Origin of the sequence: Streptomyces sp. NPDC055966 (assembly GCF_042269865.1) — a bacterium.
Classification (GTDB): domain Bacteria; phylum Actinomycetota; class Actinomycetes; order Streptomycetales; family Streptomycetaceae; genus Streptomyces.
In genome coordinates, this window is the sequence record NZ_JBHJYK010000079.1 from 1 (window position 1) to 2,042 (window position 2,042).

Genomic DNA, 2,042 nt, shown 5'->3' on the forward strand with positions numbered 1-2,042 from the left:
TCGCCGCCAGAACGGCCTCGATCCCCTCCGGTCTCCCCATACCACGACAACGATCCCCGGGACTGAAAGCCACGACTTGTTTCCCGGCAAGCCCTAAGAACTCCTAACGGAATGAGTACGTAGTGGGTTGCTCGAAGCTTGGCGGGACCCAAGCGGCCACTCTCATGCGCAACCAGTCGGTTGCGCATGGACTTCTGGATGTGCAACCTTTGGGTAGCGCATCCGGATGAGATGAGGTTGCAGTGATCCCCAACACGATCGAACGCGCCGTCCTGATCAATGCCTCCAGGGAACGGGTCTGGTCCGTGCTGAGCGAGCCCGCTTTCCTCGGCCGCTGGTTCGGCAATGGTGAGCCGGTCAAGATCGACCTGCGCCCCGGCGGTCTCCTGGTCTTCGACCACGGCATCCACGGCGTCATTCCCGCTCGTATCCAGACAGTCGAGCCTCCGCGCGTCCTGTCCTGGCGGTGGTCTCAAGGAGCGGCAGGCGAGGAACCGGACGACTCGAACGCCACTCTGGTCGAGTTCACCCTGACCGAAGACGACTCCACGGGAGGCACCCGACTCACCATGATCGAAAGCGGCTTCGCGCACCTCGGGCTGCTCACCGACGAGGCCGCCGACCGGCACCGCGCCAACAGCCAGAACTGGCCCGGCAAGCTCGACCAACTGCGAGCGGACTGCGAACAGACCGCGCCATGACCCGCACCAACGAGGGCGAACAGGCCCCTGATGACGTCCTGGTGGCCCTGGCCGACCCGATCCGCCGAGAGGTCCTGACCGTCCTTGCCCGCGAAGGCGGCGCGACCTCGACGTCCCTGGCGGCAAGCCTCCCCATCACCCGCCAGGCGGTGGCCAAACACCTGGCCGTCCTTGACCGCGCCGGACTGGTTCGCGCCCACCGGGCAGGACGCGAGGTCCGCTACGAAGCCGACCTGCAACCACTGAGGCGGACAACGCGGTGGATGGACACCCTCGCCGCCCAGTGGGAACACCGCCTCAACGCGATCAAGGATCTGGCGGAGGGGGCCGCTGAGCCCTGAACCCGCAGCGCCGCTTCAAAGGCCCATCGCAGTGCGGAGTCTTCTCCAGCAGATCAGCGCGCATCCGAGACTGAGGAAGGCTTCGTGGATGTCGTCGCGGATCTCCCAGCGGATCCGCAGCCGGCGGAACCAGTGCAGATGGGCGAACGCGCGCTCCACGACCCAGCGTTGGGTGCCCAGGCCGGATCCGTGCTCGGTGCCGCGGCGGGCGATCAGCGGCTTCACGCCGAGGTCCCAGACCAGACGACGGTACTTGTCATGGTCGTAGCCGCGGTCGCCCAGAACCACGTCCGGGCGGCGCCGGGGCCGGCCGCGCCTGCCCCGCACGGGCGGTGCGGCTTGGAGGAGCAGGATCAGCTGGGTGACGTCGTTGCGGTTGCCGTCGGTCAGGGTGGCGGCGAGCGGGATGCCGGTGGCGTCGGTGATCAGGTGATGTTTACTGCCCGTCCTGCCCCGGTCGACAGGGCTTCGTCCTGTCTTGGGGCCCCCTTTAACGCCCGGATGTGCGAGCCGTCGACGGCCGCCCGGGAGAAGTCCAGGGCGTTCGCGCCGCGAAGTTTGGCAAGGAGGGTCTCGTGGAGCCGGGGCCACACCCCGGCCTCGGTCCACTCGGCCAGGCGGCGCCAGCAGGTCATGCCGGAACCGAAGCCGAGTTCCTGCGGAAGATGTTCCCAGGAGATCCCGGTGTGCAGCACGAACAGGATGCCCTGGAACACCAGCCGGTCAGGATGCCGCTTGCGCCCGGGGTGCAGGGTTCGGCGCTCGACCCTGGGCAGCAGCGGCTCGATCACCGCCCACAGCTCATCGTCGACCTCCCACGGCTTCGGCCGCGCCACCCCGCACCCCCTGATCATCAGCCTGGGAGTGATCTAACCACGCCGAAGATCATTTCGTTAGGAGTTCTAAGGGCTTGCCGGGAAACAAGTCGTGGCTTTCAGTCCCGGGGATCGTTGTCGTGGTATGGGGAGACCGGAGGGGATCGAGGCCGTTCTGGCGGCGA

The 2,042-nt window shown here is 67.2% G+C and carries 3 protein-coding genes; 2 read left to right on the forward strand and 1 reads right to left on the reverse strand.

Annotation, left to right across the window (positions count from 1 at the left end; all coding sequences use genetic code 11):
- Positions 1-242: 242 nt before the first annotated feature.
- Both ACFC8N_RS48825 and ACFC8N_RS48830 read left to right on the forward strand, forming a co-directional pair.
- Entirely contained in the window at positions 243-701 is a 459-nt protein-coding gene (locus ACFC8N_RS48825; RefSeq protein ID WP_362823975.1) for an SRPBCC domain-containing protein, read from the forward strand.
- A complete protein-coding gene (locus ACFC8N_RS48830; RefSeq protein ID WP_376296096.1) occupies positions 698-1,042 on the forward strand; it encodes an ArsR/SmtB family transcription factor in 345 nt (114 codons plus the stop codon). The genes ACFC8N_RS48825 and ACFC8N_RS48830 overlap by 4 nt, the downstream gene beginning before the upstream one ends.
- A 15-nt stretch (positions 1,043-1,057) precedes the next feature.
- Here the strand turns inward: ACFC8N_RS48830 and ACFC8N_RS48835 are convergent.
- Positions 1,058-1,896, reverse strand: a protein-coding gene (locus tag ACFC8N_RS48835) for an IS5 family transposase (protein ID WP_376296097.1) whose coding sequence is annotated in 2 segments (ribosomal slippage) — positions 1,058-1,536 and positions 1,536-1,896 — 840 coding nt in all. Because the reading frame shifts where the segments join, the coding sequence is not laid out codon by codon here.
- Between the last annotated feature and the right edge of the window lie 146 nt (positions 1,897-2,042).